We start from the raw sequence: 26,953 nt of genomic DNA, 5'->3' as shown, positions 1-26,953 counted from the left end.
ATGTAGTAAGGTTAATTTTTAAGGGCAGTTATAAAGTAACCCTGCCGCCCTTACGGCAGGGTTGGCCAAAGACAGCCTTACAGCAGGCAGGCGGCATCTTTGGCATAATGCACCGGTTAAAACTATAACCAACTTTATTCTCCGGACTTGCCTGCCAAAGCTTATATGTTAGTAGTTGATGAGTTTTTGGCTTACAACAGTCCCGTCCTCCATCTTTATTTTGGCTAAGTATACCGCCTGTGCATGGTTGAACGGCCTAACGACAGATGTGGCATTGATGTTTCCATACTCCTCCACGAGGCGGCCCGCCAGATCGTAGATTTCTATATGGGCCATGTTCCTGCCCGACTGTGCGTTAAAATATTTGTTGTAGGTATAGGCTACGGTCCTTGTTTTCTTTAAATCGTTGGTGCCAAGGGACTCGTCCATATACACAATTTCGAATCGGGCATTGTCGGTACCCTGCGGCTGTACAAACGTATACGGCCCATCGGTACCCAGGTTGTGGTATACATCCAGCACTTTGTCGTGTACATATATCCCTATGGTCCCCGACTGGAAAACACCTGTCGTCTCCACAAGGGATAATGACATTACCTCATCGGCCCTTTGGACAACCTGTACCGGGACAACATCGTTGATCTCGAATGCCGGACGTGTTTGTATGGCGTAACCGGAATTCTGGCCTTCTACCATGGTATTCAGTTCGGAGGTAAGGCCACCCGGCATCCTTGCCGAATCGTACCCATTGTCATAACCGTAGGTCCTGTCGGCATCGTAGGCTACCAGCACCTGGCTAAAGGTTGTAGCCCCCGACATGTTTATCCTGTACTTACCTTCGGCGTTTTGTGCCGTCCTGAAAAAGTTGTTGTTGCCATCGAGTTCGCGAAGGCAGTTGGTCAGGCTAAACGTGATAGCGCCCGGGTTGAGCTTCCTTACATATACCGACTGCATTGTGGCCACATAGCCCGTAGGCACCTGGCAGGTTGGGCATGCAGCTACACCGCCGGTATAATTAAAGATGGCATAATCGGCAGCATTATAATTGCCCGAAACATTTGCCCAGCTCTGCCTCGGGGAGTTGTAGGTCCAGAAATAGATCGTTTTCCTGAAATTGTCGCCCATAGCATCAAGAAGCTTCTCTGCGTTCATCGGCGACGGATAGGGATTACCGATCCTTACCCAGCCAGCCGCGGTGGGTACCGGTACGGTTATGGTACCGTTGTTGGCCGTACCCGCTGCTTTAATGTGTACGGGATATTTTTCGAGGTCCCATGAGTGCGGCTCGTTGCTTATGGCATAGGGGCCCTGCAACGGATCTACCGTAGCGGCAAAACCCCTGCCCACAGGAACGTTTGATGCGGTAACGGTAACCGAATTGTTTGCATCTCCATCGGTATATAAATTATAGAATGATGACAGGGGATAGGTACCGAAGGCTCCATTGACAGCTACATTGGCCGGACTGTTGATCTGCTGGAAAAAAGTAGCGAAATCATTAAGCGGGCTGCTCAGGAACACGTAGTCGAACCTGCGCATCGGGTTGGTTACTTTTGTCATCTCGATAGCCGGTGGCACTCCTGACGGACTGCGCTGCAAAAGGCTCGCCCCGGAGCTCATTATTACTTTCCCCGTACCCGAAAAGCCGTTTGCTACCTCAAGTTTATCACCATCGGCCAGGGTGATGTCTGCATTGAGCGTTACCGAGTAGCAGGAAAAGCTTCCGTCAGAATACGGCTGGTTGATGACCACAGGGTCGTTAAGCCCCGGTGCGCCGGGCAACCAGTCTGTACCGTTCCATACCTTTGTGTTTCCTGATGAGGCCACCATGGGGAAGCAGGAAGCATTTTCTTTGACTGCGATCGTGAATGCCTGGTAGCCGGAAAGGTTAACAGCGCCCAGTGATGTCACCGATCCCACTGTTACCGACGATGTGCCGCCGAGTATGGATGTGTTGTCAAAAAATGAAGGTATCTCTACCCACTCCGATCCATTGTAGCCGGCGATGGTAATATACGATAGCGATGGCGTAAGCAGCATGCTGCTTAACCCGCTTGAAGCCCTCCATGTCAGAGATATAACGGATGACCCCGCTCCTGAAATTTTCCAGTATTCTACCCCGGAGATGGCCGAAACAGCGCTGTTCAGGGCCGTGCCGACCGCAGAAGGGGCTTCATTAAAATAGGCGGCATCTACGCCTGAATTGTCTGAAGGAGTTATCCCTGCAGGGGCATAAATGTTATCGCCAACAGGCGCAATGAACGGCGAGGTGCCATAATACCTTATATAGCCATCAACAAAATGCGCGGCGGAAGCATTGCTCCACGTGGCATTTCCGGCAAATGCAAGCACCCCGTTGGAGGAGGCCCTGGAAGTAGCCGTTTGCGCTGGTGCTGCACCAAAAGCAAAGCCGGAATTGGCTATGTACATTACACCTCCTTCGGCTATATAAAGCGAACCGTTGTTCTGGACCTGAGCAGATGCGCCGAAGGAGAGCATGATCATTAAAAATTTACCAATATTTAATGACCTTTGGTGTTTTTTACTCATGACTGGTATCCTTTTTATTGATGAATATTTTTCCGGGCCGTGCAGGATACAAAACCTTAGGGCTTGCACGCCTGAACACAAAATAGCCGAAGGAAACGCCTACAGCCAGAAGCAGGTACGAGTAGCTGTTTATAGGAGCGGGCGGTGGCGGGTCTTCTGTGGGCGGCTCATCTCCATCGTCATCGAACTGAACCACCGGAGACATGCCCCCTGAGTTTATACCTGGCAGGGCCATCGAATAGCCAATACCTGAGCATAATACAAATACGGTTAACAATAATAGTTTTTTTCTCATTTTCTCATTATTTAATTAATTGGAAAAACCGGCAACAGGCGTTTCCTATACTGGTTGAAGCATAGCGCAGACTTATTTCTCCCCCGGACAGCTATTAGTTGCTGTTGCTACGCTATGACTTCTGGTAGAAAGGAATCCTGTTTAGGTTTAGGTATTGCAAAGGTTCTATATAATATTCACTGTTTCGCTGTCAAGGTAGCAAGTGGCGGAACACAGGTAGCCAAATGCAGATATAAGGATTGTGTGGTTTCAGATTTTATTTAAAATTTAGCTATAGTCTTCAAGCCTGATGTAGTTATTGAATTCCAAAGCCTTTCGTCTGGAAACCGACACTATAGTGCCATCGGAAAGCTCGCATTGCAATCCGTCCTTCTTTATTATCCGTATTACAAAATCAAAATTTATGATGTGAGAACGGCTTACCCTGAAAAAGGACTTGTTATGTTCCAGCAAATTGCTGTATGCCCCTAAATGCCTGGATGAAAGTATTTTTCTTCCATTTTTTAGTTTAAAATGCGTGTATTTGCCCTCGGCAGTACAGTACATCAGTTCGTTCAGCTTAATGATTTCATAACTGTCGAATGAAGACACTGCTATAAAATCCTTCGATGCCTTTTGTCCTCCTGCAGGCTCCGGTAACTGGCTGTTACTTTTTATTTTTGCCAGGGCGGCCGTAAGAGTGTTTATTAATTCCTCCTTGTTGAAAGGCTTTAATACAAACCCTGCAGCATTATGCATAAAAGCATTATATGCATATTCCCTGTTGGATGAAAGAAATATTTTTTCATGAGGGTAGTCGAGGTCTTTAACCAGTTCAAAGCTCTCCCTGTTTCCAACCTCTACATCCAGTAAAAGAACTGTGGGACGATATTTATTTATTAACTTTTTTGCATCATCCAGATTTAAAGCATGTCCGACAATATTCAACTCTAATAAATTTTGGCTGACAATCTTTCTAATGATATCGATTACAATAGGTTCGTCATCCACAATTATGGTGCTCAGCATGGTCTTCTGTATTAGTATGCAGCAAAGTAATGTTGGATATTATTTATGTTACTACTAAAAAGAGCAGTGAAATATTAAAAAGTAGATTTTTAGTTATATTTGGATAACATTATGGTAATGAAGTTATTTTTCCCCCGATAGACAGCAAATAACTTTAATTATATGAAGAAATTGGATAGACTGATAATGGCTATGCTGTTTTTACCCTTATTGAACAGCTACTGCCAAACTGAAGTAAGCAGGGAAAAAGAAGCATTACTGGAAGTCCTGGCTTCAGGATTACACGACACCCTTAAGGTTGGCCCGGTATACAGATACATAAAAGCTGTGAGGCCTAATAACATAAATGAGGCAAAAACCTATACCGCCACTTTATTTGATCTTGTACAGCAAAATAATTACCGGAAAGGGTTCGGGATTTATTATCTTACGGCAGCAGACAATGAAATTGCTGAATATAAGTATGACAGCAGCTTAAAATATGCGGGAAAAGCAGCAGACATTTTTGAGGAACTGAAAGACTGGCAGGATTATCTTGTTGCAGTGATGCGGGTTTGCGAAATTAATTCAGCTTATGGGAGGAATGACCTGGTTATAGAAATAGCTACCGGGGCGCTGGAGAAAACAAGAAGTCAAAAGTTTATAATCCAAAAATGCAATATCAAAGTACGCCTTGCCGATGCATATGTGTCAATGTCAAAATATGATGAGGCAATCAAAATTTACCAGGAAGCACTGGAAGGTTTTGGTATTACAGACTATACTCCGGGTATGCGCCTCGCCTGCACTGAAATAAGCCGTTTGTACACAAAAATGGGTTTGTATGACCAGGCTTTGGAGTATTGTGACAAAGCATTCAACCTGGCAAAGCGGTATGAAACATATTTTGATAATACAAAACTTATAATGCTCTTAGATAAAGGTACCATCCTGCTTAACCTCAAGAGATATAAACAGGCTGAAACCACCTTTAAAGAAGCCATGAAACTTGCGTATAAGGAGGAAATTAAACTATTTATACGGTCCAATTTAGCGCTGATTAACTATTATCTTGGAAACACAGATAAAGGCAGGCAACAGGCACAGCTTGTTATAGACAGGAGTAAAATATATACTGCCAGCGAGTATTGGTATCCTGAAACGCTGGTTTTCTGCAATTATACTTTAGGATTGACATATTACTCCAAAAAAGAAATGGGTAAGGCAAAATTTTTTTTTGATAATACCGTGAGCCTTTTGAAGGGCAAAAGTCCGAAAACGTATAAGGATCTTGATATTTTGAAAGAGTGCAAAAAACACCTTTGCAAAATAGAAATATTTAATAATGAGACAGAAAAATCTGTTTCGCTTTTAGAAGAAGCAGTGCGCTTTGAAAGTGAAAAGGAAAAAATACAAAACAATTTTAATCTCAACAATTTATCCTCTGCGGTTGACCTGGCCCAAAAAAATGTGGAGGTAAAAAAATTAAATGAAGAGAACATAAAACATAAGGAGGCAATAAAGAAAGAGCACATAAAGGCAATACTGCTTATAGCTGCTTTGGTGATGACTGTAGTACTTATGATCGTTATATTTAAAGATTACAAACAAAAAATAAAGAAGAGCAAACAGCTGGAGATAAGGAACAATATCGTGAACCGGCAAAAAGAAGAGCTCGAAAAAAATCTTTTAGAGAAGAACCTCTTAATAAAAGAGGTGCACCACAGGGTAAAGAATAACTTCCAGATGGTCATCAGCCTTCTTAACCTGCAGGTAGACTCAGAAAATGTAAAGGATATTAATGCTTTCCTGGAAGAGGCTACCTCCCGCATTTTATCAATGGCCCTGATTCATCAAAGCTTATATGAGGAGGAAAATATAAGCAAGATTGATTTTCACAAATTCGTTAATGAGCTTATAAGCTCAATGGACAATGCTTTTAAAAGCAATACCCATAAGCTTATATTTGATATTGACATTCCACACTACATGTTCGATATCCAAAAAGCAATTCCGTTAGGGCTAATTTTAAATGAGATGGTACTGAACACTATAAAGCACGTGCATACGAAACAAAAAATTACGGTAATTAGCATTAACCTTCAATATGAGGAAGGTATTTTCGAGCTATCCTATTCAGATAATGGCATCAAACAAATCGGCAAATCGCAGCCTAAAAACTCTTTTGGAAGAGAGCTTATCTACCTTCTTATCGACCAAATAAAAGGCCGCGTTAATGTCAGCGAGGAACAAAATTTATGTTACAATATCACTTTTCAAAATAATTAGGTAACAATGGAAAGAAACCCTGCGCTTGTACTTATTGTTGAAGATGAATTGCTGATCGCAAGCGACATAAGAAGGATACTGTCAAAAGAAGGCTATGACTCCATTATTAACATAACGGGTTATGACGAGGCCGTAAAAGCGATCGAAGACAAAAAACCTGCACTTGTAATAATCGATGTGATGTTGCGGAAAACCTATGACGGTATAAAAATTGGCGAATATTTGCATTCCAAAGGCAGCATCCCGTTTTTGTATATGACATCCCTGTATGATAAAAATACTATAAACGATATAAAAAAAACATTCCCGTTCGGTTATATTGTAAAACCCTATAAAGCCACCGATATAATTGCCAATGTAGCGTTGGCGCTCCATAACTTTAAATATAAAAAAATAGACATCAGCAGGGTTACTTCGCCTGCAATAAAAGATGAAACCCCATACCATATAAAGAAAGTAATCAAACATATTAATGATAATATTCTTGAAAAAATATACCTTCAGGACCTTATAGACCTGACCCCCTGGAAAAAGCACCGTTTTATTGATATTTTTAAAGAATATACCAATACTACGCCACACCAGTACATTATGCATTGCAAAATGGAAAAATGTATGGCATATTTAGACAGGTCAGAGCTAACCTTAAAAGATATATCTTATGAATTGGGCTTTAGCAGCTATAGCAGCTTTAGCAAATTGTTTAAAGAAAAATTTGGGGTTAATGCAGAAGAATACCGAAGGATTAACAGCCTTAAATTGTAACCATAGAATTCACATCTTTAAAAATCAAATAATTCCCCATAAGGAAAGTAAAGCTGCACATTGTGCGGCTTTTTTGATTTAAGGGTTATGGTAGATGGAGATTTGTTGGGTTATCATTGGTTATTATTTTTTTGGTACAGAATTATTCAGGCAACCAACCCTGTTTAAATTGCCCGATATGTTCTTCAAGCTCATTGCTTCGATCGATTCCATCCAGATCTGTACAGACAACCGTAAGATTATTTAAATCCACATTTTCAGGAAGAGAAGTTGCAAAGAAGCATTGCCAAAAAACATCTGCAAGGCTCTGATCGTTATGCCACGTAGTCACTACTTCAATTTTGGGATGGCCTTCCATAACTTCAATAAACGAAACAATAGAATCAAAATTATCATGAAGCAGCTCTCCGTATTTACCCCAGGCTTTAAATTCAAGTAAGCCATTAGCAACAGACGCGTTCACGAAAGCTTCAAAAATATCATCATCAGGCACATTATTAGCAATAGCAAGGCATATCCAGTTATTAGCCGGTAATTGTTCAGGCAAGTCAGCATAGTCAATCCAGCATACTTTTTGGTTATTATAGGTTGATAAAAGTTTCATTGCTTGTTTATTTATTAAATTGAGGTAGCTCCTGCATTTCGGTGCGTTTGGGAGCGGGGAGGGTGGAGAGGTGGATGGAGATTTGTTGGGTTGTGGTCATTAGAAGTGTTGTTTACTCTGGTTTATTTACAGATCAAGGTACAACATCATATTTCGTCTCTTCATTATTCCCAAATACATCTCTCTGAATTTTCTGCGCTATTACAGCAGTTTCTTCTATATCAGAATTTGTCAAGATCTTCAGCACAGGAGCCTCAGGCGCATCGTATTGGGGCTTGTTGCCGTAGGTCTTCATCTGGGTCGCATATCCGTTTTGGCTTGCAAAAGCTTTCAATTTATCAATAAATTGGATCTGATCGTTACCCATCGCTTCAAATTCGATCTGGAATTTGTTGCTGTCTTTTACAAAATAAATACAGTCAATCCCATTGGAGGTGATGCCGATTAAATCAAATTCTGTTTTATGCTGGTCCAAAAGTTTTAATTGCCCGTTCAGTTCTGTGATCACGATCTGCTTTGCTCGAATAGAACTATCCGTTAGTGATGCATTATTTGTGCAGCCAAATAGAGATAAAAACCCGCTTAATATTCCCATTCTTATTATTGATTTCATTGATTTAAAATTAGTTATTGTTGGAAACCACCTTGCCTTCCACATTAGTACCATCATGGAACCACAGCCTGGCACCCGGCAAGAGCTTTAGGATGCGTTCGTGAAGTTGCTGCATTTCGGCGCGTTTGGGAGCGGGGAGGGTGGAAACGTAGGAGTTGATTTGTTGGGAGGTGGTCATAAATGTTTGTTTAATAGTTGTGGTCGCTAGCGGGGGAATTTTATCTTAAGATATTTAGATTTTTGAATAAATAAACTCTTGATTGCTTGGTTGTAACCCCCACCTAAAAGCCATATGAACTTCCCAGTCATATCCAAAATCCTCAAACTTAGGTACTAAATATCTATTTTCTTCAAAGTCTTTACGTTCAATAAACCCGTCATCTTGAGGTTTTGTTGCAGTCAAAAAATTGATTTTATATAAAAAGGCAGCTAAGTCTTTCGCATAAGCTTTTCGCCCATTCGAAAAAAAGAATTCGCCTCTTTCTCTAATCTTATTTATTTTTTTTAACAAACTCTCAGTAGTATAGTAGAAACTTTCGGAAGTTTTAGAAGTCATTCTATCGGGTTTCATTCCAAATAACAATCTTTCTATCGCAGGTAATTCAGATTTATATTCATTAATTGTATCTTGAATTCGATCTAATGAATATTCATCAAAAATCGCCTTCATATCTTGTGTCATTATTATCTTTGAATTTCTATTATCAGCATTCCTTGCTGCTAGAGTGAGTAATTTAACTAGATCCCTTGGTCGTTTACGAATAACAGACAAAAGCACTTTATACATTTCTTTATTTTCCCATTTTCCTTGGCCAGCATATATTGGCTCAATAATATTATCTAAATTCTTAGCAAGGTCTGCTTGATGAGCAGATCGGAGCAAACCTTCATCTACATCTTTTCCAAAAAAAGTTCTAACTCTTTTAATTAATAAACCAAGTATCTCGTGTTGAGTCCATTTGTACCAAATTACTGACCCTTGAGTTTTATCTGTGCTTTCATCAGATGTTCTATACAGAAAATACACATCAGATCTTAGGGAAACCTTGAATTGTAGTTTTCTATTTTCCGTTCCGATAATATCTCTAACTGCATTCAGAAGTGCTGAAATTTTTGTAATGTCATATTTCGTACCTTCCCAACCCCTATCTAAGTCATCAATGTAAACGTTGATAACAGGGTTGTCTATAAACCTTTCTATGCTTCGAAGATATTGTTCATTTATATTATCTTCTTCTAATTCTTGGCTCAAAACTGAGACCAAGGCATCTAAAAATTGTCCCTCAATATCTTCAAAATCTATATCGAAGGTTTTTTTAATTCCAAAATATACTAAGGCTTTTTTAAAAATAAGACTGAATAATCCTTTTCGCCAGCTACTAATAGCGTCTGAAAAATCAGTGGTTCCCTTCCCAAGGTTAGCGACGTCTCCCGGCTTTATTTTGATTGGTAATCGTCCAGCATCTTTATCTTCTAACATGGAAACATTGAAAAGTGCAGATTTGCCTATTCCTTTATGGCCGACTAAAATTCTTAATGGCAAGTCAACTGCTATCTTATCGAATATATCATTTTTAAAATAATATTCTCGCAATCTATCAGTGTCTTCATCTTCAGCAGCTTCATTTCCAAATAGCTTTTGGATCGTAACTTCATCAAATCTAAATCCTGATGCTTCTCTCGATTTTTTATGTGCTTTTGAGTTTGCCTCTGCCTGTTTAGGCAAAGTTCTTAACCAATCTGAAATCTTCACAATTTCATCAGCATTAGCTCTTTCATTACTAGTCATTCTCCTCAAATACACCTGCCCCTTTTCAATAATCATCCCAGATGTGAAGGTCGGTAAACAAGGGCTTTGATTCCATACAACAGGAATTTCAATTATCTGAAATTTTAAACCGTCTTCATCATAAAAAGGGTAGGTGGATAACTTTGGTAGTGGATAAACTTTGTCTTTAATCTTACTCTGTAATACAGCCCCATCAACAAAGTCATCTTCTGCGATGCCAATTTTATTCCCATCGTCGTCTACTCCAATTATAATATAAGCATTCTCGTCGCGTATTGTATTTGAAAGTGCTAAAACATCTTTTATGAAATCGTTATCCTTGTCTTTTTTGGAACTGGACACATCCTCTACAAAATACCCTTTCAATTTAAAATCTAAAGTGTCAGCCTCGCCTCTGCTGAGAAGTTCATTAAATAATATTTGATTCATTGGTTTGTAAGGTTAAAATTATTTATATAAACCTACAAAAAATTTCTTAACAATTTTAACAAAAATAAATTCCCATAACATTTTTCCCTACCTCCTGTTATTTTCTTACTTTTGGGCAACCTTAACGATTATTCAAAAAACAAGATGAATTTCGATAGAAAACAGTTAACCAACGAACAATTACTCGATTTATATAAGAAATTACTAAAGCCAAGGCTGATAGAGGAGAAGATGCTTATTCTTATCCGCCAGGGCAAAGTGTCCAAGTGGTTCTCCGGCATTGGGCAGGAGGCTATCTCGGTGGGCGTTACCGCTGTGCTGGGCAAAGACGAATACATTCTCCCGATGCACCGCAACCTGGGCGTGTTCACCGGCCGCGACATCCCGCTGTACCGCCTGTTCTCGCAGTGGCAGGGCAAGGCCAACGGCTTTACTAAGGGCCGCGACCGCTCGTTCCACTTCGGTACGCAGGAGTACAAGATCATCGGGATGATATCGCACCTGGGCCCGCAGCTTGGCGTTGCCGACGGTATCGCGTTGGCGCACAAGCTTCGCAAGGAAGGCAAAGTGACCGCAGTGTTTACCGGCGAGGGCGCTACCAGCGAGGGCGATTTCCACGAGGCGCTCAACATTGCTGCCGTGTGGGAACTTCCGGTGATGTTCATTATCGAGAACAACGGCTACGGACTTTCCACGCCGACCAACGAGCAGTACCGCTGCGAGAACCTGGCCGACAAGGGCATTGGCTACGGTATGGAATCGCACATCCTTGACGGTAACAATATATTGGAGGTGTACACCAAGCTGGAGGAACTGGCTACCTCGATGCGCGAAAACCCGCGTCCGGTACTATTGGAATTCAAGACGTTCAGGATGCGCGGGCACGAAGAGGCGAGCGGTACCAAGTACGTTCCGCAGGAGCTGATGGATGCCTGGGCCGTAAAAGACCCGGTAGAGAATTACCGCAAGTTCCTGAAAGCTGAAGGCGTGCTGACCGACGATAATGACGATGCCATCCGCGCAGAGCTGAAAAAGGAAATCGACGAGAATTACCAGCAGGCTTCTGCCGAACCGGCTATTGAAGCCAGTTTGAGCGAAGAATTAAATGATGTTTACAAACCCTATCAGCATGAAGAGGTTAACCCTTCATCGGATGTGGAAAATATACGTATGATCGATGCCATCCAGCAGGGGTTAAGGCAGTCGATGGAGCGCCACGAAAACCTTGTTATCATGGGTCAGGACATCGCCGAATATGGCGGTGCGTTCAAGATCACCGATGGCTTTGTGGCACAATTCGGCAAGGAGCGCGTACGCAATACTCCTATATGCGAGTCGGCCGTGGTGTCGGCAGGCATGGGGCTTTCGATCAACGGCGTGAAGTCGGTTATAGAGATGCAGTTCGCCGATTTTGTGTCCACGGGCTTTAACCCGATCGTGAACTACCTTGCGAAGGTGCATTACCGCTGGCAGGAAAACGCCGATGTGGTAGTGCGTATGCCTTGCGGCGCGGGCGTTCAGGCGGGGCCGTTCCACTCACAGACCAACGAGGCGTGGTTTACCAAGACCCCGGGACTCAAGGTGGTGTATCCTGCATTCCCGTATGACGCCAAAGGCCTTTTGGCGACAGCCATCAACGACCCGAACCCGGTGATGTTCTTCGAGCACAAAGCGCTATACAGGAGCGCCTACCAGGATGTACCTAAGGATTACTACACGATCCCGTTCGGGCAGGCAGCAATGCTCAGGGAAGGGGAGGATGTAACGGTGATCTCGTTTGGTGCGGGCGTACACTGGGCTCTAGAAACACTGGACAAGAACCCGGACATCAAGGCCGACCTTATCGACCTGCGTACCCTGCAGCCGCTGGATACGGAAACGATATTCAGGTCGGTTAAAAAGACCGGTAAAGTCATCATACTACAGGAAGATACGCTTTTCGGCGGTGTGGCCAGCGACATCTCGGCCATGATCATGGAGCAGTGCTTCGAATACCTCGACGGCCCTGTGAAACGTGTAGGCAGCCTTGAGAGCGCTATTCCATTCACCAAAGCGCTGGAAGACCAGTATCTATCAAAAGGCAGGTTTGAAGGGGCGTTGCTTGAGTTAATGGCCTATTAAGTTTTGGATTGAAACATAGTAAGCTGCCTGAATTATTTAGGCAGCTTTTTTATTGGCTTTGGTTTTGTCACGCAAAGGCGCAAAGCCGCTAAGACTCATGCAGGCGCAATGTGCCCATAAGCCGCAAAGTTATTGCTACGCAATGTGTGGTCTTCAACTTTGCGTCTTCGCGGCTTTGCGTGAAATTAATCCCCAAATTCTGCTTTAGCAGAATGACTTTGAGTTCTCAACCGTCTAAAACTTTGAATCTTCGCGTCTCCTTTGCTCATCTCTGCGGTATAGTTAAATACCACTATAAACAAAATCATTTATGATATCTCAAAAAGATATAGCTTATTCCGTAATTTTGGATAAGAAAATAAAGAATGAGAACTTCAAAAATACTTGTCACCACCGACGCCGTAATCTTCCGTAAGGCAGGCACAGGCCACGAGATACTTTTCATAAAACGCAAGAACGAACCCTTTAAAGGCCAATGGGCTATCCCCGGCGGATTTGTAGATGAGGGCGAAGACCTTCCCGATGCTGCCCGCCGCGAGCTCAGCGAAGAGACAGGGCTTGTAGTAAGGGAGCTGGAGCAGCTTGGCGCGTTCGGAAAGCCGGGTCGTGACCCAAGGCAGCATACTGTATCTGTTGTTTATGTAGGTTTTGCTGAAGAAAATGCCGTTGCCGTAGCCGCTGATGATGCTGCCGAAGCGAAATGGTTTTCGGTTAAAGTCCTGCCGGAATTAGCATTTGACCATGCAGATATCGTAACTTTAGCCTTACAAAAGTACACGCTATGAGATTCCACACACGCAAATGGGTAAAACCCGAAGACCTTAACCCCAATGGTACCTTATTTGGCGGCAGGCTGCTCGCATGGATAGATGAGGAAGCTGCATTATACTCCATCATACAGCTTGAAAACCAACGGATCGTGACCAAGCACATGTCAGAAATCAACTTTATGAGCTCGGCAAAACAGGGCGATATTATCGAGATAGGCATTGATGTGGTGCGTTTCGGAAAAACATCATTAGTACTACGCTCTGAAGTGCGCAACAAAATGACACAGGAAAAGATTATTACGGTAGATAATATCACTATGGTCAACCTCGACAGTTTTGGCCGCCCTTCCGCCCACGGCAAGACCAGGATAGAATATGTGAAGGACAGGATATTAAAGCCGTAGTTTTTCTGAAATTCCGAATTCCAAAAAATAAATTCGAAACTTTAGGTATTCCAAAAGTCTAAAGGTCTGATAATCCAATATCTTTTCAAGGGCGTGCCGGCTCCTCCCGATAACTATCGGGGATACGCCGTCGCGCTCTCCACTTTATCCCTCAACAGCTACGGGGATGCCGCTGCGATCGCTCACGCGAGCTTCACTCGGACGGAAATTGACTGTCATTTGAGTGAGCGATTATGAGTGAAGCTCGGCCTTAAATTTTTCGCGTAAAAATTAAGGGAAGGTTCGGCGTTGGGAGAAGGAGAGCGACCCGCGAGCGAAGAACTTGTTCGAGCGGCTCGGGTTGCGAGGGGAGAAATTTGCTGTAGATTTTAAGTGAAAAATTTGAAGCCTTGAACTTTTACTTCTTTTGTTTCAAGACAAAAGAAGAGTTTATTCCTCCATATACCCTTTACCCGTAGGCAGTTCAAAAATCTCCAAACCGAAATACGCTACAGAAGCAATCACGTGGTCAAAAATATCGGCCATGATATATTCGTAATTCAGCCAGCGCTTATCAGAAGTAAAAAGATAGATCTCAATAGGGATGCCTTTTTCGGTGGGCTGCAGGTGGCGGCACATGATAGTCAGGTCCTTATTAGCGCCGGGATGCGTCTCAATATAGCTGTTGATGTATTTACGGAATATCCCGAGATTAGTGAGGTTTCGGCCGTTTATGGATAGTGACTTATCAATATTGTTTTCGCGATTCCACTTGTCGATATCAGCCTGTCGGTGCAGCAGGTATTCAGAAATCAGCTGTATTTTGCTAAGGTCTTCAATTTCATCGCGGTGGATGAAACGCACGCTATTGGCCTTAATCAGTATATGCCTTTTGATGCGCCTGCCATCCGAATCCATCATTCCGCGCCAGTTCTTGAACGAGTCGGAGATCAGGCTGTAGGTGGGTACGGTAGTAGTGGTGTGGTCAAAGTTCTGCACCTTTACCGTAGCGAGGTTGATCTCAATAACATAGCCATCGGCGCCGAACTTTTCAATGGTTATCCAGTCGCCTATGCGTACGATGTCGTTTACCGTAACCTGTATACTTGCCACAAACCCAAGGATGGTATCTTTGAATACCACAATAATTATGGCAGATATCGTACCGAAAGTTCCTAGTAGAAAAGTAATCGTAGTATTAAATAGTATCAGTATAATCCCGGTTATCCCGAATACCCACAGCACCAGCATTACAACCTGTATATAACTGTCGATGGGCTTATCATTGTAATCAGGCTGCTGCTTAAGGTAATCTTTCAACGCGTTGAAAATACTCCTGATGATCCAGAGGCTGAGCATGATAATAGATATCGAGGTACCTTTTGAGATCATGTTCTCCCAATAAATAAAATCCTTCAGGACGATGGGGAGTACTTTATAAATAAAATAGAGCGGAATAAGGTGGGCAACATATTTTGCCGTCTTGTTCTCAACGAGGAAATCATCGAAAGTAGTTTCCGTGCGGCGGGCGACCACTGCCAGGGCAAATACGAGTATCTTTTTAAAAACAAAATCCAGAATAAGGGCAATAACGGTTATAACAACAAGATTTACTGCCAGGTTGCCATACAATGATGTAGTGCGCCCGAATTCGAGCGCCCTAAGTGCCTTATATGCCCAGTTGAAATAATCCATTTATGAATTTGATGGAGTTCTGAGGTATTTCCATTCCATTATAAAAGTACCAAATGGAGGTATTGACGCGAGACAGATTATGATAAATTTTTTCCACGGCCAGTTCATTTCAAACTTCAGCATTGTGGCAAAAATAATATAGATCGTGAACAGCACACCGTGCGCCATGCCGGTAGGGCGAATGTATTCCGGTGTATCCCAAATGTATTTTAGCGGCATTGCAACAAAAAATAAAATCAGTGCAGAAATACCCTCAAGGGTAGCTATTATCTTAAACAGGCGTATCATGGTATAAAAATTTCTGCAAATGTAGGCAATAGCAGATTTTTACAGCCGGTTTAACACAGGGAATTTTGCACAAAGGCCATTTACGTATTGATTATAACACTTGAGGTATAGCCTGGGATTACTGCTTTTTTTTTTCGTCGTCAAGCGAGGAGGGCATAGGCGGTATGAACTTCACGTCGCGCTCTGTCTCTTTTTGCTCCACATATACGGCATAGTCGGCAGGCTCAATGCGTGCGCCTTTGAAACTCGTATAGGCCCTTGTAAATTCCGCCCCAAAATAGAGTATTGCTGCCGTATAGTACACCCAAAGAAGAATGATTATTATAGACCCTGCGGCACCATAGGGAGATCCTGCAGCTGTGGTTTCAATGTATAACCCTATCAGGTAACGGCCCAACAGGAAGAGGCAGGCTGTAAAGAAGGCTCCGGCCCTCACGTGCTTCCATGCGATCTTAGCATCCGGCAGCACTTTGAATATTACCCCGAAAAGTATTGTAATTACACCAAAACTAATCACCAGATTGACAATATTCAAAATGATTATAGTAAGGTCAGGGAAGCGTGCTCTGAGCATGTCGCTAAGCGCCAGTAGTACACCATTTACCATCAAGGTAACAATAAGCAAAAATCCAAGCCCAACAATTAAGGAACCTGAAAGCAGCCTGTCTTTCAGTAGCTTTACCCACCCTCTTTTCGGTTTGGCCTTTACTTTCCAAATGATATTGATCGAATCCTGTATTTCGCCAAAAACCGTTGTTGCACCAATTATAAGTGTAATAGAACCGATGATTACCGATAATGTAGTTTTACCCGAAAGCTCAAGATTTTTGATGATCTGTTGAACCTGCAGGGCTGCTTCACTGCCAATGAGGCCGTTTATCTCCTCGAATATTTTACCCTCACTGGCCTCTCTTCCAAAAAATGCCCCCGCAAGCGATATAATAAGCAGCAGCAGCGGCGCCATAGAAAATACGGTATAATAGGAGAGGGAGGCGCTCAGCTTCAGCCCCTTGTCGTTCGTAAAGCCTTTAAATGTGTCAATTAAGATACATTTAATATTTTTAAATGTGTTTTTGCTGAAAACGTTTTTCATTTCTGGATCTTTACCATAAAAATAAGCATAGCATCAGGCAAATACTACAATATTAACATAACTATAAAATTATAATATCACGACTGCGGAGTTTTGTGCTAAAGAATTAACTTACAATTTAAAATAGCCAATTATTTCATAAATTTAAAAGTGATGGGCTAAAATCATTGTGTGCTAACAGTAAAATCCATAACTTTATTGGTGTTAAGCAGCAGTATTCTAACCTGCATAAAAAAAATTTCATGAAAATAGTTATAATAGGAGGAGGGTTTGCCGGTATCAATCTTGCAAAAGGCCTCGCCGGGGATAAGAACTTTGATGTAACTTTGGTTGATAAAAATAATTATAATTTTTTTCCTCCGCTGATCTACCAGGTGGCAACAGCCTATCTTGAACCATCCAGTATCAGCTATCCTTTCAGGAAACTTTTTTCGGGTACAAGGAATGTTCACTTCAGGCTGGGAGAGGTAATCTCGGTAAACACTGCCGAAAACAAAGTTGTGCTGCATAACGGCGAACTGGAATACGACCGCCTTATATTTGCGACCGGTGCCGAAACCAACTATTTCGGGATGGAGAATGTCCGAAAAAATTCCATTCCAATGAAAACCCTGAATGATGCCATAGAGATGCGCAACAAGTTATTGCAACGCATGGAAAGGGCATCTATTTGTAAAAACAGCAGGGAACGCCGCAAGTACCTTAATATAGTAGTTGCCGGTGGAGGGCCAACGGGAGTAGAAGTATCAGGTATGTTTGCCGAAATGCGCAGCGGCATCCTGCGTAGGGAATATCCCGAACTTTCTACGAGCGTAAGCAACATTTATCTTGTGGACGGCGGCGACGCATTGCTTTCCCCTATGAGCAAAAAATCACAGGAAGACACGCTGAAAGCCCTGACTAAAATGGGCGTTATCGTAAAACTTCATTGCCGTGTGACTGACTATACCGAGGATACCGTTCACTTAAATACCGGCGAGACCATCTATTCAAAAAACCTTATCTGGGCGGCAGGAGTATCGGCAAAAATATTCGAGGGCATACCGGCAGAAAGCTATGGCCGCGGCCGTAGGATGAGCGTAGATGCCTATAATAAAGTAGTAAATACCGATAATATTTATTCCATTGGCGATACCTGCATTCAGCTTACCGATACGGCTTTCCCTGACGGGCATCCGCAGGTTGCGCAGGTTGCTATACAACAGGGGCTTAACCTCGCCAAAAACTTTAAGAACGAACTGAAAAGCAAGCCGCTAAAAGCCTTTAAATACCATGATAAAGGCTCTATGGCAATTATAGGCAAGAATAAAGCTGTGGTAGATTTACCAAAGCCAAAAATGCACTTTAAAGGCTTTATCGCCTGGCTGATGTGGCTGTTCATCCACCTGATGTCGCTCATAAGCTACCGCAACAGGGTAACGACTTTCTACAACTGGATGATTGCTTACTTCTCCAAGGACCAGTCATTGCGCATGATCATCAGGCCAGATAAACGTTCCAAAACCTGAGTACTATAATAATACCGTGACAGTATTTAATGTATTGAGCAATGCTGTCAGGTGCTCAATCTCAACATGGTCCATTACCACTACTTTATACCACAGGTTTGATGGGTCGTGCTTTTGCGGTACCAGGTCAAAACGCGCTGCAATTTCATCCGTGACAAATGCGGCATTTATGGTAACAATATTCATGTAAGGCTCCCGGAAATAGGGAATCCCTTTTTCTTGCAGTACTTTGCAGAACCATGAGGTGCGCATTTGCAATACGCTTATCTTTTCAAACCACCCATGCGGCCCGTAAGTAGACAATATCATCCATACGGCAACGGCATTTACACCCGGCCGGCTTCCGCATAATGTCAGGTCCATGCCTTCTACATATTCAGCCTCTTTGGTAAGCGTGTTTTGGATGAGCCCTTTCCTGCAAATAAAGATTCCCGTGCCATATGGAGCCTGGAGCATCTTATGCGCATCGATAGTTACAGAGCTTATATTTGGATTGTTAAAATTGATCCTGCTGTCGGGATTACTGAAAGGGTACACGAAGCCGCCATAAGCGCCGTCAATATGCAGCCTGTAAACAATGCTGTGCCTGTCATATATACTGCTGTAGGTATCAGGGTCATCTACAGACCCGAACATGGTGGTACCCATATTCGCAACCGTAATGAAATACTTTTTACCGCGTGAACGGGCTTCAAGGATAATGCCTTCCAGCACATTTTCATCAATGCTTCGGTTGTTTTCGTCTACAGGAATTTTAAGCCATTCCAGCATTAGCAGGTTGGCTCCCTTTGCAATAGAATAGTGTGTGTCCTCTGAGGCTACGATAGCAATTTCCTGTGCTTTGGCATTATATTCATTGATAAAATAATTTCGGTACATCCATAAGGCCTGTATATTAGCTTCGGTGCCGCCGGGGGCAATGTAGCCATCAAAGCCGCCGGGTGGAGCTTTGAAAATATCAACCGCGATCATATTGAGGACATCCACCTCAATTTCCTGCGTGCCTTTAAACGCTTTCTCCGAGGTCCCGCAGGTATGGCAGCCAATGTTGTTAGGATTGTTTACAAAGACCTGAAGCAAGGGAGCATCTTTCAAAAAAGGGGCTTCTGTCGAAAACACTTTCGGATCCAGTTTTGATGCAGGATATCCCAATGATGTGTCGGTTGAAAAATTGACGTTGTCTTTGAGGGCCTGCTGAATATATTGCTGCTGGTTTTCAGCAGTTCGTTTTTTCCAAAAAAGCATATTGTTTTTTCGCAAAGCTACTGCGGGCTGCTATCCAAAAATATGACCGTGATCATTTAAAAGGTATTTACTTCGATGAAAAATATAAATTAAAACGGATATCCTATCGCTAAATTGAAAACCAGGTTTTCCCTGCGCCAGTATTTGCTTCCAAAATCTATATCGTCAATTACCCAGCGCTGGCCTTCCGGCAGCCAGGGTTTGCGCAGCGGGAAAGCAAGGTCAAGGCGCAATATCAGGAAAGACAGGTCGAAGCGCAATCCCGCACCGGTTCCCACTGCAAGCTGCTCATAGAACTTGCTTGTAAATTGCGATCCCTGTTTATCATCATTTTTATTCCAAAGCCAGATATTTCCGGCATCTACAAATAGCGCCCCGTGCACTACACTAAATAGCTTTGCACGGTATTCGGTATTCATTTCGAGTTTCAGGTCGCCACTTTGATCGGGCAGGAAGCCGTTGGGGTTCGTTTCAGGCCTGTAGGTTCCCGGCCCGATAGACCGCGCCCGGAATGCCCTTAAACTGTTGGTCCCCCCAATAAAGAACTGCCGTATAAACGGGAGTTCTGTCGAGTTGCCATACGGTACGCCAACGCCGATAATGATACGGTTGGCAAGCTGCGAATTATCACCAAGCTTTAGGTAGTATCTGAAATCCTGCTCTGTTTTTACGAATTGGCTAAAAGCAACGCCCAGTATTTGTTCAGGTTCTTTTGTTTTGGCATCAGCGCCGGTACCAAGGCCGGCGATTGTTCCCGCTACATCCAGCGATCCTTTGTAGTAAAATGTATGTTTCTTTCTTTTCTGTGCCGTATTGGTGTAGGTATACGAATATGTTGGACCGAAAATAAGCTGCTTGTCAATTACTTTGCGCAATGCTTCGCCGGTACCATCGTTAAGGGAATCCGCTGCCGTTATCTGGTCCCGGTATTCCTGAGTTACTGTTGCGGGGCTTACATAATTTACATCAAAAGGATTCAGGTTATGTTCCGTCCGGATATTGTCTTTCCACAAATAGCCGAACTGTGCCCTGAAGGAATTAAGGGAGTACAGCCGCGCCCTGTTCTGGTATTCGTAGCTGACAAGCGCCCGCGTACGTGGCACAAAAGCGCTCGAGTCCTGTATCTTTATCGGGGTGATGAACCGCGGCCATACAATGCTGGCCTCGCCACCCACACGGTAAACGTTGTATCCTTTATTTTGGCCGGATGCCTGTATCTCAGCGCCCCCGAAAACCGACAGTGAAAGCAATTCTGCTGCCCTGAAGGCGTTGCGATTACTCCAGTTCACGCTGGCCTCGGTACCGTTGTAGTTGGCCGAATTGGTCTTGCCCAGCACTTCAAAACGTATCGATTTGCGTGGCAGGGGAGTGAGGTAGTAGTAGGTGTCCAGTACGCCATCGATAGAATCCGAAGGCCGGAACTCATTCTTTACGAATTTAAAAGTGCCCAGGTTCACCAGCCTGTTTAGCGAAAGGTTATGGTCCCTGCGGCTGTAGATGTCGCCTTTACGGAAAAACATCGTACGGTCGTAAATAATAGGGCGGAACGTATGCTGCGGGTCTATGATCGTGAAGTCCTTATATTTTTCTATGGAGTCGGTAGCGGTAAGCAGCGTATCTTTCGCATTTGCGATCGAATAATTAGGATAGATAAAAATATCCCCGATCTTGTAAACCCTTTTGGCGCGTTCGGGAGTTTCATCCTTTACCTTTACAATCAGGTCTACCTGGTGGTTGCCCACGGTGCTGTCTACCTGTACCAGTATATAGTCGGGGCTGAAATAGAAATATCCCCTGTTTTTAAGGCGCTGGTCTATCCTTTCGCGTTCTTCTTTAATTACATCCAGGTCATAAGGCTGCCCTTTTTTCAGGCGGCTCCTGCGGCGTATGCTGGCAACCGTACTGTCAATTTCCGTTGCTGCCGAATCGCCGGGGAATTTCACTTCCCTTATTGTATATCGCTGTTTTGGCGTTACCGTATATATTGCTTTTGCCCTTTTATGACGTGAGGTTGAGTCGGCTGCTGTACGCACTTTAAAGTAGCCTTTGTTCTCGGCATAGTTCTGCAGGATATCCGCATTATAATCAAGGTCCACCTGGCTGAACAATACAGGCGGTTCACCCACCTTCGTCCGCAGCCAGTGCCGGAAGCCGCTATCTTTCTTAGGCTCTCCCGCAAGATTGTAGATATAGAGCTTTGGCCTGAGCCCCAGGAAACCACTGTTGGGTTTTGGCCGCAGCAATCCTTTCATCACTTTTTCCATAGCTTTTCGTTCCTTGCGGGGCATCACACTGTCTTTTACTTCAACCTCGCCGCCTACGTAAAGCATGTCACCTTCGGGCAGGTATTTGGTATTGCTGCAGCCATAGGCGAACAGCAATGCTAACATCACATAGTATGTAAGCTTATTTTTTATCATCGTCATTGGTACTGTTTGGTGGCAGGTCTTCTTTGGCATCCTCTTTTTTCTCAGCTTCTTTTTTTTCTTTTTCTTTTTTCCGCTCGGCCCTTTCGCGTTCTTTACGCTCTTTTTCCTGCCTGCGCGCTTCTTTTTCTTCCTCCGTGCGATGGAACAATTCACGGAACTTGTTATAATCCATCGTGATGACGAATGCAACACCGGTCTCAATCACCTGGCCCTGCAACGCAACCTGGTATTCGTTCTTGCGATAGGCGCGTACCATATACCTGCCGTCCTTGGTCAGCTGGTAATCTACAGAAACGTCACCCGCAATATTGGTGGTTTCCTCATTGGCCTGCTGCGGGCCTTCAAGGCCAAAGCTGCTGCCTATGGTAACTTTCAGCCTGTCGTTCAGTAGTTGCTTGGAGACTGCCACATTCAGGTCGGTGCGGTTTTCCTGCTGCCCCGTAGTATAATCGTCGGTAGACTCGAGGTCAAAGTTAAAGTCGACACCCTTTACCAGGTCGGCAGCAAGGTTATTCAGCTGTTGTGAAAGCAGCTTGCTCACACTCTGCCTCGCCATAGATTCTCCGCTCGTACCGCCGGCCTCACTGGCAAACGGGTTTTCGCCGATGAAGCGGTTAAGCAGCAGCACGGCAAAGACCTGCTTATTAAGTTCTGATGGTTGTTGGCGCAACTGCTCCAGTTTCGATTTCGTCAGGCTTATAACCGATGGGTCTACGTTGTAATTCCCATCCGGGACAATAATGTCAAATGTAAGTTCAGGTTTTAGCAGTTCGCCATTGATCTTTAAAAGCGTTTGAATGGGGATCTTCTGCTTGTAAAGGTTCCTTTGGTTGGGGTTTGTTATCTGACTGTCAACAAGGTCAATAGGTGCGATATCGGCTTTATAAACCGCTGTAATGCTTACGTCTGCCTGTGTAGGGTCGCCTGTCCAGAGAATGTAACTGCCTTTTTGTATATCGAATTTACGCTTAATAAGGTTAAACGTCATCTGGTAGGAACCTTCATCAAACTCATACCGTCCTGTCAGCGTAGTTTTTCCTGACTGGTCTATGCCGCCATTTAGCTTGGCCTCGCCTTTCAGTTGAAGGAAGTCGCCATTGCCTTTGTCAATAATCAGGTTTAGTTCAGCTTCTTTTACGATCTCGATATTAACCGAAACATCCATGCCTTTAAATGCCGTTGAATTGACGGCTTCCTGAATTTTCAGGCGTTGCTGCATTTCCATATTATCCTGGTCAATGAACTCCACAATGCCTTCCCTGTCCGCAATCCTCGGATCCTGTTGTGGCAGCACTACTGTAAATTCAGTATCCTCGTTCACACGCAGGTCGCCATCAACAACAGGGCTGTCCAGTGTGCCTTTTACCGCAAGGTGGGTATCGATAAACAGGTTCCCATAATAAAAATCATTATCAGAGGCTTTGGAGTTTACTGCCCTGAAATTCTCGGCATCCACCTTAAGGTTAAACCCGAAATTCCTGTAATCAGTAGTGGCTACTGTACCATTTATGGTCAGCTCGTTGCTCTTTTCGTCCTCTATATTAAAATTGTCAAAACGTATGCCGGCATCTGTAAAGGTGATATCGTCATTCATACCTTTAAAGAACGAATTCAGCTGGGTCACCCGCAAGCCTACATCATTGAATTTTAGGTTTCCGGCTACATTTGGGTCGGGTACGGTCCCGGTAATATCGAATTTTCCGGAAAGATAGCCTTCACCGTCTTTTACCTGCCCGAAGCTGAACGCCTGAACGCTGGCAATATTCAGTTTTTGGATATCAAGGTCCAGATCAAAATTCTGGCCCACAATATTGTAGCTTCCGTCAAGGTTTACCTGGTTGCCCTGCCCTGTGATCGATACTTCTGCGGCATAGGTGTTGGCAACCTGGTTGTTTACGCGTATCCTGATATCGCCTACAGTATCTTTAGCCACAGCAAAATTCCTAATGTCCAGGTCGGAAGTGAATACAGGGCTTGTAGTAAGGTTGCGCACTTCGGCCGTACCATTTATGGTTCCCCTGAATTTCTGCTCATCCTTCTGTATCATATTGGTCAGCGTCTCGATCTTAAAATTATCCAGCTCCACATTCAGGGGTGCATTAGGCGCTTCTGATTGTGACTGTAATTTGATAGATCCGCCATCATTGCTTATCTCAAAGTTATTAGCATAAATACCGCCCTTGCCAAAACGCAGCAGGTTATCTACCGCTATATTCCATGGCTCATAATTTAGCTTAAGGCCTTCAGGGTCAAGCTGTAATTCGGTATTGCCATTAGCGGCTCTCAATTGTCCCGCAAGCAGGTATTGCTCTTTTTCCTTAGTATCCAGTATCTGCAGTTTATAGGCTATAACATTGTCTTTCACATTTCCTGTCAGGGACGTGTGTGGTAATGTAAATTGCGCGCCCTGTACCTGGTCTATCACAACACTATAGCCCAGTGCATCTTCTTCATTTTTTATATTGAGTTTTGCACCCGACAGTGTGTAATTGCCATACACTACCCGCGGAATGTCGCTGTTTATTACAATGCTGTCATTCACGCTGTTGTAGCTTCCTTTAATGTTTATTGGCTCTAGTCTTGTAATTTGTGGCACAAGTTTGTACAGTACAGGGTCGTTATCAATTACAAGCTCGATATCAAATTGTTGCGGGCCGGTCGCTTTTTTAGGTGCGCCCGGGTTAGTATTATAATATTTAGCGAAGGTATTGCCCAGGGCGGTACCAACCTCAGTCAATTTATATTTCCCTTTTATGCTTGCCTTTGCAATTGACGATTTTAATTCTATCGAAGTGGTATCCGGTTTTGTGACTGTAATAATATTGATGGAATCGAGGGCAAATTCCTCTTTTTCATTAGCGAACATAAAGTGGTGCAGGCTGATGGTGCCGTTCAGGTTATCCGGGTTCGCATCAGTAATATCGGCATCCACATTGCCACGCAGCTTTAGCGGACCTGCATGAAGGTTGAGCTTGTCAAGATCGGCAATATCTACATTAAGGCGGATCTTCCCATTAGGGTATTTTCCTTTAAACCCACCGCTCGCCACCAGCTGGAAATCAAGGTTAGGATCGTCCATAGCGGCTTTAACATCAAAGCTGCCGTTGCTTATTTTTCCGTTAATAGCCAGGTCACGATACGTGTAGCCATTGAATTCCGCTTTAGCTAGTTTTCCGGCAAGGGTAGCATTAGCTGTCTGAGGGTTGAGTCCGGTACCCTTAACTTTAGCTTTAAGTGTAACTTTACCCAGCGAATCATTCATTATCAGCTTACCGATATCAAAATTCACAATATCTACATCGGCATTATAGTGCTCGTAGTTCTTACGGCGTTGGTCAAAAGTAGCTTTGATATTCGCATTCCCAAAGCTGCTAACCAGGTTAACATTGGTATTAAAATTCTGGAGTGTCCCTTTAAATTTGGCTTTCGCCGAAAGGTTTGCCGGAAGCTGTATATTGGCAGGTATAGTACCGGGAGGAATATAGCTGTTGATATCTTTAGAGGTAGAACGGAAGGCAGAAACATTCAGGTCGAAATAAGCGGTCTTTACATCAGGAAGGCCTTTTATCCTGCCGCTTGCCGCGATGGATGTCCCCCCAATGCCGCTTACTTCCAGCTTTGCGATACTCAGGTCGCTCACTTTGCCTTCCATGCGGCTGCTGATATTCAGCGTACCGTTCGGGTTCCCTTTAAAAGGAGGGGTATCAGCCAATGCAGGGGCAAATAGCAGCACATCCTTAAACCCCACTTTACTGCCTTCCAGGTTAGCGTCAACTTTCAGGTCGCCTATATTCTCTTTAATGGATTCCAAAGAAGGGTAGGCCACAATAACCTGGTCTTTCAGCAATGTATTCGGTGTTTCGAGATACAGGTTTTTCAGTTCAGCGCCTTTCGGGCCGTAGAAGAAGTTGGTGCGCAGCTCCCTAATATCCACACCGCTTTTATCGCGCACAGTGAATTTATCAATATCTCCCGAAATGGCATCAGGCCCATACGAAAAGTCCTTAGCTGCAAGTGTGAAGTCAGAAATATCAAGATGGTTAAAATCAATGCCTTTTGCAACGGGGGCAGCATTTTGGTTATCGAATTTAAAAGCAACATCTGTAATATCCGCATTTGCCAGTTTAAATTTCCATTGTGACTGTGCCACTGCGGCACTTTTTTCAGGAAGCGCTTTCTGTACCTGCTTTTCAAATTTCCCAAAAGCCAGCTGGCCTTTCAGCCCGTTCAGTTCAATGCTTTTAAGGTCGATTAACTGTGTTTTCAGGTTGATCTCATTCACCTCCAGCGCCAGCCTTTTCAGTTTTATCCCTGTATCCAGGCGGCTGCCCTCATTATCGTAACCAATATCAATATTGGCCAGTTCTATATCTCCGAGTTTTAGTTTCAGGTCGGGTTTTTTAGATGCTTCCTCGGCTGCTTTCTGTGTCGTTTGGGCTACCTGCGCCACCATTCCCTGTTTTAAAGTAAGTTTGAGTCCGTCAAGCTTTATTTTCGGCACTTCAAATTCCATTTTGTCCAGGTCGAATGTCTTTATACGCGTATCAAAATGTTCTATGTTGGCTGAAAGATTGTTTTTTGTAATGGCATCGTCATATTTTACATGAATCCTGTCAAGATTTATTTTGTCTATCGAAAACTTCATGGGGGCAGCGGTAGTATCCTTTGGCTTGTCCGATGCAAAAGCTTTTATGATATAATCAAAGTTGAAAACGGAATCTTTATTGCGTTTTACATTGGCGGTGATCCCTTCAAGGTCGATGGAGTTGATCTCGACCTCATTGCTCAACAGCTTAAAAAGGCTGATATCCACGGCAAGCTTATCTCCGGCAAGGAGCGTATCGCCCTGCTGGCTTTCCAGATATAAACCTTCCAATATTACCTTTTTTGGCAGGCCGATCTCAATACGGTCCAGCTTTACTTCAGTGCCGATTTTGCCCTCAAGATAGCTGACTGCCTTGTCTTTAGCAAGATTTTGGAAGTATGGGATTTGCAATAATAATACAACAAGCAGGAACAACCCAATGACAGTTCCTATTATCCAGAGAAGTATTTTTCCGGTTTTCCGTAAGTATTTTTTAACCTTTGTGTTCATTAAAG

The 26,953-nt window shown here is 43.6% G+C and carries 19 protein-coding genes; 6 read left to right on the top strand and 13 right to left on the bottom strand.

The features are described from left to right. Positions 1 to 168: 168 nt before the first annotated feature. From HYN59_RS13560 to HYN59_RS13550, 3 genes are all read right to left on the bottom strand, one after another. A complete protein-coding gene (locus tag HYN59_RS13560; protein WP_108778777.1) occupies positions 169 to 2,550 on the bottom strand; it encodes a T9SS type A sorting domain-containing protein in 2,382 nt (793 codons plus the stop codon). Continuing rightward, entirely contained in the window at positions 2,543 to 2,845 is a 303-nt protein-coding gene (locus HYN59_RS13555; RefSeq protein ID WP_146185940.1) for a hypothetical protein, read from the bottom strand. The genes HYN59_RS13560 and HYN59_RS13555 overlap by 8 nt, the downstream gene beginning before the upstream one ends. A 267-nt stretch (positions 2,846 to 3,112) precedes the next feature. Continuing rightward, the gene (locus HYN59_RS13550) at positions 3,113 to 3,853 is read right to left on the bottom strand and encodes a LytR/AlgR family response regulator transcription factor (RefSeq protein WP_108778775.1); all 741 of its coding nucleotides are present in this window, start codon (positions 3,851 to 3,853) and stop codon (positions 3,113 to 3,115) included. Positions 3,854 to 4,015: 162 nt separating this feature from the next. Between HYN59_RS13550 and HYN59_RS13545 the strand changes: the two genes are divergently transcribed. Together HYN59_RS13545 and HYN59_RS13540 are read left to right on the top strand one after the other, a co-directional pair. Continuing rightward, positions 4,016 to 6,121 carry a histidine kinase dimerization/phosphoacceptor domain -containing protein gene (locus tag HYN59_RS13545; protein ID WP_108778774.1) on the top strand — a complete coding sequence of 702 codons (2,106 nt, stop codon included), beginning with the start codon at positions 4,016 to 4,018 and terminating at the stop codon, positions 6,119 to 6,121. A gap of 6 nt (positions 6,122 to 6,127) precedes the next feature. Further along, positions 6,128 to 6,886: a response regulator transcription factor gene (locus HYN59_RS13540; protein ID WP_108778773.1), complete on the top strand. Its 759-nt coding sequence runs from the start codon at positions 6,128 to 6,130 to the stop codon at positions 6,884 to 6,886. A 142-nt stretch (positions 6,887 to 7,028) separates the two neighbouring features. Here the strand turns inward: HYN59_RS13540 and HYN59_RS13535 are convergent, their stop codons facing one another. The 4 genes from HYN59_RS13535 to HYN59_RS13525 all read right to left on the bottom strand — a co-directional run bounded on the left by HYN59_RS13535 (position 7,029) and on the right by HYN59_RS13525 (position 10,321). After that, a complete protein-coding gene (locus HYN59_RS13535; RefSeq protein WP_108778772.1) occupies positions 7,029 to 7,490 on the bottom strand; it encodes a DUF7684 family protein in 462 nt (153 codons plus the stop codon). Positions 7,491 to 7,623: 133 nt separating this feature from the next. Beyond that, complete coding sequence (locus HYN59_RS13530) at positions 7,624 to 8,103, bottom strand: hypothetical protein (RefSeq protein WP_146185939.1); 480 nt, start codon at positions 8,101 to 8,103, stop codon at positions 7,624 to 7,626. Between the two features lie 10 nt (positions 8,104 to 8,113). Further along, positions 8,114 to 8,281, bottom strand: coding sequence for a hypothetical protein (locus HYN59_RS18095; RefSeq protein WP_181369439.1), 168 nt, complete (start codon positions 8,279 to 8,281; stop codon positions 8,114 to 8,116). A gap of 54 nt (positions 8,282 to 8,335) precedes the next feature. After that, on the bottom strand, positions 8,336 to 10,321 hold the full coding sequence (locus tag HYN59_RS13525) for an AlbA family DNA-binding domain-containing protein (RefSeq protein WP_108778770.1): 1,986 nt from the start codon (positions 10,319 to 10,321) through the stop codon (positions 8,336 to 8,338). 144 nt (positions 10,322 to 10,465) lie between these two features. Here HYN59_RS13525 and HYN59_RS13520 point away from each other — a divergent pair, with 144 nt between their 5' ends. From HYN59_RS13520 to HYN59_RS13510, 3 genes are all read left to right on the top strand, one after another. Further along, positions 10,466 to 12,442, top strand: coding sequence for an alpha-ketoacid dehydrogenase subunit alpha/beta (locus tag HYN59_RS13520; RefSeq protein WP_108779741.1), 1,977 nt, complete (start codon positions 10,466 to 10,468; stop codon positions 12,440 to 12,442). Between the two features lie 365 nt (positions 12,443 to 12,807). Then, positions 12,808 to 13,227, top strand: a complete 420-nt coding sequence (locus HYN59_RS13515; protein WP_108778769.1) for an NUDIX domain-containing protein — start codon at positions 12,808 to 12,810, stop codon at positions 13,225 to 13,227. After that, the gene (locus HYN59_RS13510) at positions 13,224 to 13,616 is read left to right on the top strand and encodes an acyl-CoA thioesterase (protein WP_108778768.1); all 393 of its coding nucleotides are present in this window, start codon (positions 13,224 to 13,226) and stop codon (positions 13,614 to 13,616) included. The genes HYN59_RS13515 and HYN59_RS13510 overlap by 4 nt, the downstream gene beginning before the upstream one ends. A 429-nt stretch (positions 13,617 to 14,045) precedes the next feature. On the opposite strand, the gene HYN59_RS13505 is transcribed toward HYN59_RS13510, so the two are convergent. The 3 genes from HYN59_RS13505 to HYN59_RS13495 form a co-directional block, all read right to left on the bottom strand. Next, positions 14,046 to 15,290: a mechanosensitive ion channel family protein gene (locus HYN59_RS13505; protein WP_108778767.1), complete on the bottom strand. Its 1,245-nt coding sequence runs from the start codon at positions 15,288 to 15,290 to the stop codon at positions 14,046 to 14,048. Further along, positions 15,291 to 15,578 carry a DUF3817 domain-containing protein gene (locus tag HYN59_RS13500; RefSeq protein ID WP_108778766.1) on the bottom strand — a complete coding sequence of 96 codons (288 nt, stop codon included), beginning with the start codon at positions 15,576 to 15,578 and terminating at the stop codon, positions 15,291 to 15,293. 118 nt (positions 15,579 to 15,696) lie between these two features. Further along, entirely contained in the window at positions 15,697 to 16,671 is a 975-nt protein-coding gene (locus tag HYN59_RS13495) for a YihY/virulence factor BrkB family protein (RefSeq protein WP_108778765.1), read from the bottom strand. Between the two features lie 242 nt (positions 16,672 to 16,913). On the opposite strand from HYN59_RS13495, the gene HYN59_RS13490 reads away from it, so the two are divergent. Next, positions 16,914 to 18,179, top strand: coding sequence for an NAD(P)/FAD-dependent oxidoreductase (locus tag HYN59_RS13490; protein ID WP_108779740.1), 1,266 nt, complete (start codon positions 16,914 to 16,916; stop codon positions 18,177 to 18,179). A 3-nt stretch (positions 18,180 to 18,182) separates the two neighbouring features. Here the strand turns inward: HYN59_RS13490 and HYN59_RS13485 are convergent, their stop codons facing one another. From HYN59_RS13485 to HYN59_RS13475, 3 genes are all read right to left on the bottom strand, one after another. Then, complete coding sequence (locus HYN59_RS13485; RefSeq protein WP_108778764.1) at positions 18,183 to 19,424, bottom strand: pyridoxal phosphate-dependent decarboxylase family protein; 1,242 nt, start codon at positions 19,422 to 19,424, stop codon at positions 18,183 to 18,185. Positions 19,425 to 19,513: 89 nt separating this feature from the next. Beyond that, entirely contained in the window at positions 19,514 to 21,850 is a 2,337-nt protein-coding gene (gene tamL / locus HYN59_RS13480) for a translocation and assembly module lipoprotein TamL (RefSeq protein WP_219928777.1), read from the bottom strand. Next, positions 21,831 to 26,948: a translocation/assembly module TamB domain-containing protein gene (locus tag HYN59_RS13475; protein WP_108778762.1), complete on the bottom strand. Its 5,118-nt coding sequence runs from the start codon at positions 26,946 to 26,948 to the stop codon at positions 21,831 to 21,833. The genes tamL and HYN59_RS13475 overlap by 20 nt, the downstream gene beginning before the upstream one ends. Positions 26,949 to 26,953 lie beyond the last annotated feature (5 nt).

The organism is Flavobacterium album, assembly GCF_003096035.1.
In the GTDB taxonomy this organism is placed as follows: domain Bacteria; phylum Bacteroidota; class Bacteroidia; order Flavobacteriales; family Flavobacteriaceae; genus Flavobacterium; species Flavobacterium album.
Note: the sequence above shows the minus strand (reverse complement) of the source record. Positions and strands in the feature narration are given on the sequence as shown.

Excerpts from the sequence above, each read along its gene's own strand:
- HYN59_RS13550 (WP_108778775.1), bottom strand. The coding sequence starts at position 3,853 with ATGCTGAGCACCATAATTGTGGATGACGAACCTATTGTAATCGATATC.
- HYN59_RS13495 (WP_108778765.1), bottom strand. The coding sequence starts at position 16,671 with ATGAAAAACGTTTTCAGCAAAAACACATTTAAAAATATTAAATGTATC.
- HYN59_RS13475 (WP_108778762.1), bottom strand. The coding sequence starts at position 26,948 with ATGAACACAAAGGTTAAAAAATACTTACGGAAAACCGGAAAAATACTT.
- HYN59_RS13490 (WP_108779740.1), top strand. The coding sequence starts at position 16,914 with ATGAAAATAGTTATAATAGGAGGAGGGTTTGCCGGTATCAATCTTGCA.
- HYN59_RS13555 (WP_146185940.1), bottom strand. The coding sequence starts at position 2,845 with ATGAGAAAAAAACTATTATTGTTAACCGTATTTGTATTATGCTCAGGT.
- HYN59_RS13500 (WP_108778766.1), bottom strand. The coding sequence starts at position 15,578 with ATGATACGCCTGTTTAAGATAATAGCTACCCTTGAGGGTATTTCTGCA.
- HYN59_RS13560 (WP_108778777.1), bottom strand. The coding sequence starts at position 2,550 with ATGAGTAAAAAACACCAAAGGTCATTAAATATTGGTAAATTTTTAATG.
- HYN59_RS13545 (WP_108778774.1), top strand. The coding sequence starts at position 4,016 with ATGAAGAAATTGGATAGACTGATAATGGCTATGCTGTTTTTACCCTTA.
- HYN59_RS13530 (WP_146185939.1), bottom strand. The coding sequence starts at position 8,103 with ATGAAATCAATAATAAGAATGGGAATATTAAGCGGGTTTTTATCTCTA.
- HYN59_RS13505 (WP_108778767.1), bottom strand. The coding sequence starts at position 15,290 with ATGGATTATTTCAACTGGGCATATAAGGCACTTAGGGCGCTCGAATTC.
- HYN59_RS13540 (WP_108778773.1), top strand. The coding sequence starts at position 6,128 with ATGGAAAGAAACCCTGCGCTTGTACTTATTGTTGAAGATGAATTGCTG.
- HYN59_RS13535 (WP_108778772.1), bottom strand. The coding sequence starts at position 7,490 with ATGAAACTTTTATCAACCTATAATAACCAAAAAGTATGCTGGATTGAC.
- HYN59_RS13525 (WP_108778770.1), bottom strand. The coding sequence starts at position 10,321 with ATGAATCAAATATTATTTAATGAACTTCTCAGCAGAGGCGAGGCTGAC.
- tamL (WP_219928777.1), bottom strand. The coding sequence starts at position 21,850 with ATGACGATGATAAAAAATAAGCTTACATACTATGTGATGTTAGCATTG.
- HYN59_RS13515 (WP_108778769.1), top strand. The coding sequence starts at position 12,808 with ATGAGAACTTCAAAAATACTTGTCACCACCGACGCCGTAATCTTCCGT.
- HYN59_RS13520 (WP_108779741.1), top strand. The coding sequence starts at position 10,466 with ATGAATTTCGATAGAAAACAGTTAACCAACGAACAATTACTCGATTTA.
- HYN59_RS13485 (WP_108778764.1), bottom strand. The coding sequence starts at position 19,424 with ATGCTTTTTTGGAAAAAACGAACTGCTGAAAACCAGCAGCAATATATT.
- HYN59_RS13510 (WP_108778768.1), top strand. The coding sequence starts at position 13,224 with ATGAGATTCCACACACGCAAATGGGTAAAACCCGAAGACCTTAACCCC.
- HYN59_RS18095 (WP_181369439.1), bottom strand. The coding sequence starts at position 8,281 with ATGACCACCTCCCAACAAATCAACTCCTACGTTTCCACCCTCCCCGCT.